Origin of the sequence: Mycobacterium sp., assembly GCF_051006775.1 — a bacterium.
GTDB lineage: Bacteria > Actinomycetota > Actinomycetes > Mycobacteriales > Mycobacteriaceae > Mycobacterium.
Window position 1 is genome coordinate 1 of the sequence record NZ_JBPCSX010000158.1, and the last position, 6,505, is coordinate 6,505.

The 6,505-nt window shown below is 66.5% G+C and carries 6 protein-coding genes; all 6 read left to right on the forward strand.

Going from position 1 to position 6,505, the window contains the following annotated elements; all coding sequences use genetic code 11:
• A partial coding sequence (gene pptH / locus ACR2JI_RS11375; RefSeq protein WP_526390181.1) for an ACP phosphodiesterase PptH occupies nucleotides 1-898 on the forward strand: 898 nt, incomplete at its 5' end.
• Nucleotides 895-1,563: a 4'-phosphopantetheinyl transferase PptT gene (gene pptT / locus ACR2JI_RS11380; RefSeq protein WP_526390182.1), complete on the forward strand. Its 669-nt coding sequence runs from the start codon at nucleotides 895-897 to the stop codon at nucleotides 1,561-1,563. The genes pptH and pptT, both read left to right, overlap by 4 nt.
• Nucleotides 1,560-2,459, forward strand: coding sequence for a tRNA pseudouridine(55) synthase TruB (gene truB, locus ACR2JI_RS11385; protein ID WP_526390183.1), 900 nt, complete (start codon nucleotides 1,560-1,562; stop codon nucleotides 2,457-2,459). The genes pptT and truB overlap by 4 nt, the downstream gene beginning before the upstream one ends.
• Before the next feature lie 72 nt (nucleotides 2,460-2,531).
• Nucleotides 2,532-3,524: a bifunctional riboflavin kinase/FAD synthetase gene (locus ACR2JI_RS11390; RefSeq protein ID WP_526390184.1), complete on the forward strand. Its 993-nt coding sequence runs from the start codon at nucleotides 2,532-2,534 to the stop codon at nucleotides 3,522-3,524.
• A 140-nt stretch (nucleotides 3,525-3,664) separates the two neighbouring features.
• Nucleotides 3,665-3,934, forward strand: coding sequence for a 30S ribosomal protein S15 (rpsO, locus tag ACR2JI_RS11395; protein ID WP_526390185.1), 270 nt, complete (start codon nucleotides 3,665-3,667; stop codon nucleotides 3,932-3,934).
• Nucleotides 3,935-4,252: 318 nt separating this feature from the next.
• Nucleotides 4,253-6,487, forward strand: a complete 2,235-nt coding sequence (locus ACR2JI_RS11400; RefSeq protein ID WP_526390186.1) for a polyribonucleotide nucleotidyltransferase — start codon at nucleotides 4,253-4,255, stop codon at nucleotides 6,485-6,487.
• Nucleotides 6,488-6,505 lie beyond the last annotated feature (18 nt).

Sequence of the window (6,505 nt, forward strand, 5' to 3'; positions counted from 1 at the left end):
CGGTCACACCGGCAACAAGCCGGTGACCGAGTCGCTGTACCCCGCGACACCGGACGACTGGCTGATCGTGGCCGGCGACGTCGCTGAACGCACCGATGACATCCTGTGGTCGCTGGACCTGTTGCGGCGCCGGTTCGCCAAAGTGATCTGGGTGCCGGGTAACCACGAATTGTGGACCACCGGCAAGGACCCGATGCAGGTGTTCGGCCGGGCCCGCTATGACTACATCGTCGAGATGTGCGACCAGATCGGTGTCATCACGCCCGAGCATCCCTTTCCGGTGTGGACCGAACAGGGCGGTCCGGCCACCATCGTGCCGATGTTCCTGCTCTACGACTACACCTTCCTGCCCGCGGGTACGACAACCAAGGCCGAGGGCCTGGCGGTGGCCAGGGAGCGCAACGTCGTATGTACCGACGAGTTCCTGCTGTCCTGTGAGCCGTATGCCACCCGCGACGCGTGGTGCCGGGATCGATTGAAATACACCAGGTCCCGGCTCGACGAGCTCGACTGGATGGTGCCGACTGTTCTGGTCAACCACTTCCCGTTGCGTCGTGAGCCGTGCGACGTGCTGTTCTTCCCGGAGTTCTCGCTGTGGTGCGGTACCACCGAGACCGCCGACTGGCACACCCGGTACAACGCGCTGTGCTCGGTCTACGGCCATCTGCACATACCACGCACCACCTGGTACGACGGAGTCAGGTTTGAAGAGGTGTCGGTGGGTTATCCGCGGGAATGGCATCGCCGCAAGCCGTACCGCTGGTTGCGGCAGATCCTGCCCGACCCGGACTACGCCCCGGGCTATCTCAATGAGTTCGGCGGTCATTTCGTCGTCACCCCCGAGATGCGCGAGCAATCGGAGAAGTTCCGGGACCGGGTGCGAAGCAGGCGCGGATGAGCGAATTGATGCCCGCGGTGCTGCCCGAGGGCGGTGCGGTGTTCTACGCCGAGCTCTACGACGATCCGCCGCATCTGCTGGCGCTGCCCGAGGAGGAGGCGCTGATCTCGCGGTCGGTGGACAAACGGCGTAGCGAGTTCATCACGGCGCGGCACTGTGCGCGATTGGCGATGGAGGCGCTCGGAGTGCCGCCCGCTCCGATTCTCAAGGGGGAGAAGGGCGAACCCCAGTGGCCTGCCGGGGTGGTGGGCAGTCTCACCCACTGTCGGGGGTACCGCGGCGCGGTGGTCGCCCGCAGTTCGGGCGTGCGCTCGCTGGGAATCGATGCTGAGCCGCATGACGTGCTGCCGGACAAGGTCCTGGAGGCGATCAGTCTGCCGGTGGAGCGCCACGAGATCGGTGCGTTGCCGACCGGCCTGCACTGGGATCGAATCCTGTTCTGCGCCAAGGAGGCCACCTATAAGGCGTGGTTTCCGCTGACGCAGCGGTGGCTTGGCTTCGAGGACGCGCACATCACCTTCGAGGTCGATTCCGCCGGGGCGTCCGGCCACTTCGTCTCCCGGATTCTGATCGACCCCGCCGCCAGGTCGGGTCCGCCACTTCGTGAGCTGTCCGGGCGCTGGTCGGTGGCCGGCGGTCTGGCGCTGACGGCGATCGTGCTGTGAGTCCATCTCCGGGAATCGTCGTCGTCGACAAGCCTGCCGGTATGACGAGCCACGATGTGGTGGGTCGGTGTCGGCGGATCTTCGGCACCCGCAAGGTGGGCCACGCCGGCACCCTGGATCCGATGGCCACCGGGGTGCTCGTCGTCGGTATCGAACGCGCGACCAAGATTCTCGGCCTGGTCAGTGGAACGGCCAAGTCGTACGCCGCGACCATCCGGCTGGGACGCAGCACCAATACCGATGACGCTGACGGTGAAGTGGTTCAGGATGTTTCGGCTCGGGCGATCAGCGATGTGGAGATTCGCGCGGGCATCGCGCCGCTACGCGGCGAGATCTCCCAGCGGCCGTCGGCGGTCAGCGCGATCAAGGTCGACGGCAAGCGGGCCTACCAACTCGCCCGCGAGGGCCTGAAGGTTGAACTGGCAGAGCGCCGGGTTCGCGTCGATCGCTTCGAGGTGCTGGACATCCGCCGCGAGGGCGAGTTCGTCGATGTCGACGTCGAGGTGGACTGCTCATCGGGCACCTACATCCGGGCACTTGCCCGCGACCTGGGCGAGACGCTGAAGGTCGGCGGGCATCTGACGGCACTTCGGCGCACCCGCGTCGGTGGCTACGGCCTCGACCATGCACGCACCCTGGAGGAACTCGCTGAGCAGCCGTCGCTGAGCTACACGCTCGACCAGGCCTGCCTGCTGGCCTTCCCGCGCCGCGACATCACCGCGGCCGAAGCGGAGGACGCCGGCCACGGACGGCCGCTTCCTGCGGCAGGTGTCGCCGGGGTGTACGCCGCGACCGATCCGGCCGGCCGGGTGATGGCGCTGCTGGAGGATCACGGCGACCGGACGAAGTCGGTGGTGGTGATCCGCCCGGCGACGATGCAGGACGGAACGTCCTGAGGAGGAGTGGGCGAATGGTGATCCGCCCGGCGACGATGCAGGACCCGGCGGCCGCGCCGTACCCTTAGGAGCGTGCAGCGCTGGCGCGGACAGGACGACGTCCCCTCGGACTGGGGCCGCTGCGTGCTGACCATCGGGGTTTTCGACGGTGTGCACCGCGGTCACGCCGAACTCATCGCTCGCGCGGTCAAAGCCGGCCGGTCCCGCGGGGTGCCTTCGGTGCTGATGACATTCGACCCGCACCCGATGGAGGTGGTGTTCCCGGGTAGCCACCCCGCCCAACTGACCACCCTGACCCGCCGGGCCGAGCTGGCCGAGGAAATGGGTATCGACGTTTTCCTGGTGATGCCGTTCACCACGGACTTCATGAAGCTCACCCCGGAGCGCTACGTCCACGAGCTGCTTGTCGAGCGCCTGCACGTCGTCGAAGTGGTGGTCGGTGAGAACTTCACCTTCGGCAAGAAGGCCGCCGGCAATGTCGGCACCCTGCGAAAAGCAGGGGAGCGCTTCGGCTTCGCGGTAGACACGGTGTCCCTGGTGGCTGACCAGCACCAGAGCGAGAAGGTCACGTTCTCCTCGACCTACATCCGGTCCTGCGTCGACGCTGGTGACATGGTTGCGGCCGCCGAGGCCCTCGGCCGTCCACACCGGGTCGAGGGTGTGGTGGTTCGCGGTGAGGGCCGGGGGAAGGGTCTGGGATACCCGACCGCCAATGTGGCCCCGCCGATGCACTCGGCCATCCCCGCCGACGGCGTCTACGCGGCCTGGTTCACCGTGCTCGGTCGGAGTAATTCAACGGCGAGTCCGGGGACCGGAACGGTCGTGCCCGGCAAGCGCTATTCCTCGGCGGTTTCGGTGGGCACCAATCCGACGTTCTCCGGCCGCACCCGCACCGTGGAAGCCTTCGTCCTCGACACCGAGGCCGACCTGTACGGCCAGCACGTTGCGGTGGACTTCGTGGCCCGCATCCGAGGTCAGAAGAAATTCGGCTCGGTCGACGACCTGATCGTGGCCATGGGCCGCGACACCGACAAGGCCCGGGCGATTCTGGCCGCTCAGAGCTGATTCTGGGCTGAATCCGGGCTGACCATGCGATTAGCCGCCCGGTGGTTGGCATTGGTAGTCTCTGAGACGCGCAGTGCTGCAGTCCGCGGTGGCCTGGTGCGATCTCGAATTTCGCGGTACCGACTGATGGAGCGTATTTCGTGGCGTTGACCACTGAGCAGAAGAAGGAAATCCTGGGCCAGTACGGCCTGCACGAGACCGATACCGGTTCGCCGGAAGCCCAGGTCGCGATGCTCACCAAGCGGATCTCGGATCTGACCGAGCACCTCAAGCAGCACAAGCACGATCACCACTCGCGCCGCGGTCTGCTGCTGCTGGTCGGCCGTCGGCGCCGGCTGCTCAAGTACATCGCCCAGGTCGACGTGGCCCGCTACCGTTCGCTGATCGAACGTCTGGGCCTGCGCCGCTGACACCGGGGCGGCATTGGGTTTTCCCTGGCTGCTCCGTGTAAACTCATGATCGTTACGAGTGCTTTCACCGGCTCGAACATCGGGTGCGGTCACGCACACCTGCGTGCTCCGTTCCTGCGTCTCCCAGCGAGGCTTCCCTGATCGGGCGGTCTTCGGTAGTGGCTGCCGGGCTTGACCACACATCCAGCCCGGCCGCTTCGATCGACGGCCGTAGCCGTATCCAGGCAGCTTCAGCAACCCGGCGCCCCCTCGGGCCGCCCGGGTTGGCTGGTGGCGCCAAAAAAGAACAGTGATTCCCAGAAAGGCCGTACGGACTACATGTCTGTCGCTGAAATCGACGAAGGCGTATTCGAAGCAACCGCCACCATCGACAACGGGAGCTTCGGCACCCGCACCATCCGATTCGAGACCGGCCGGCTGGCCCAGCAGGCCGCCGGCGCAGTCGTCGCCTACCTCGACGACGAGACCATGCTGCTGTCGGCGACCACCGCCGGCAAGGCACCCAAGGAGCATTTCGACTTCTTCCCGCTGACCATCGACGTCGAGGAACGGATGTACGCGGCGGGCCGCATTCCCGGTTCGTTCTTCCGTCGTGAGGGCCGTCCCTCCACCGACGCCATCCTGACCTGCCGTCTGATCGACCGGCCGCTGCGCCCGACGTTCGTCTCGGGCCTGCGCAACGAGATCCAGGTCGTCGTCACGATCCTGAGCCTGGATCCCAACGATCTCTACGACGTGCTGGCGATCAACGCCGCCTCGGCGTCCACCCAGATCGCCGGCCTGCCGTTCTCCGGTCCGGTTGGTGGCGTTCGCGTCGCCCTCATCAAAGGCCAGTGGGTCGCGTTCCCGACCGTCGAGCAGCTCGAGGACGCCGTCTTCGACATGGTCGTCGCGGGCCGCAAGACCGCCAACGACGTGGCGATCATGATGGTCGAGGCCGAGGCCACCGACAGGGTCATCGAGCTGATCGCCGGTGGCGCGACCGCGCCCACCGAAAGCGTTGTGGCAGAGGGCCTTGAGGCCGCCAAGCCGTTCATCGCAGCGCTGTGTGACGCACAGCAGGAACTGGCAAAGAAGGCGGCCAAGCCCGTCGCCGACTACCCGCTGTTCCCGGACTACCAGGACGATGTCTACGCCGCTGTGGTCTCGGCCGGTGGTGACGATCTCGCCGCCGCCCTGCAGATCGCCGGTAAGACCGAGCGCAACGACCGCACCGATGAGATCAAGGCCGAGGTTCTCGGCAAGCTCGGCGAGGCGTTCGCCGGTCGTGAGAAGGAGATCGGCGCCGCTTACCGCTCGCTGACCAAGAAGTTGGTTCGCCAGCGCATCCTGACCGATCACTTCCGCATCGACGGCCGCGGGATCACCGATATCCGCTCGCTGAGTGCCGAGGTCGCGATCATCCCGCGGGCGCACGGCAGCGCGTTGTTCGAGCGCGGCGAGACCCAGATCATGGGTGTCACCACCCTGGACATGGTCAAGATGGCCCAGCAGATCGACTCGCTGGGGCCGGAGAAGTCCAAGCGCTACATGCATCACTACAACTTCCCGCCGTACTCGACCGGTGAGACCGGCCGCGTCGGCTCGCCCAAGCGGCGCGAGATCGGCCACGGCGCGCTCGCCGAGCGTGCCCTGATGCCGGTGCTGCCGAGCGTCGAGGAGTTCCCGTACGCGATTCGTCAGGTCTCGGAGGCGCTGAGCTCCAACGGCTCGACGTCGATGGGTTCGGTATGCGCCTCGACGCTGTCACTGCTGAACGCCGGTGTGCCGCTCAAGGCACCAGTCGCCGGTATCGCCATGGGTCTGGTGTCCGACGAGGTGAACGGTGAGACGCGCTACGTCGCGCTGACCGACATCCTGGGTGCCGAAGACGCCTTCGGCGATATGGACTTCAAGGTCGCCGGCACCAAGGACTTCGTCACCGCCCTGCAGCTCGACACCAAGCTCGACGGCATCCCGTCAAGCGTGTTGGCCGGCGCCCTGGCGCAGGCCAAGGACGCCCGGACCACCATCCTCGAAGTGATGGCCGAGGCGATCGACGAGCCCGACGAGATGAGCCCCTACGCGCCGCGGGTCACCGCCATCAAGGTGCCGGTGGACAAGATCGGCGAGGTCATCGGACCCAAGGGCAAGATGATCAACTCGATCACCGAGCAGACCGGCGCCTCGATCTCGATCGAGGACGACGGCACGGTGTTCGTGGGCGCCACCGATGGCGCGTCCGCGCAGGCTGCGATCGACATGATCAACGCCATCGCGAACCCGCAGCTGCCGAAGGTCGGGGAGCGGTTCCTCGGAACCGTCGTCAAGACAACGGATTTCGGTGCGTTCGTCTCGCTGCTGCCCGGTCGCGACGGCCTTGTCCACATCTCCAAGCTGGGCAGGGGCAAGCGGGTCAACAAGGTCGACGACGTCGTCAAGCTCGGCGACAAGCTGCGGGTCGAGATCGCCGATATCGACAACCGCGGCAAGATCTCGCTGATCCCGGTCGACGACGACGCCGCCGCGGATGCCGCGCCGGCGCCCGCCGAAGCCGCAACCGCTGATAGCTAAATCTGTGCCGTTGCACCG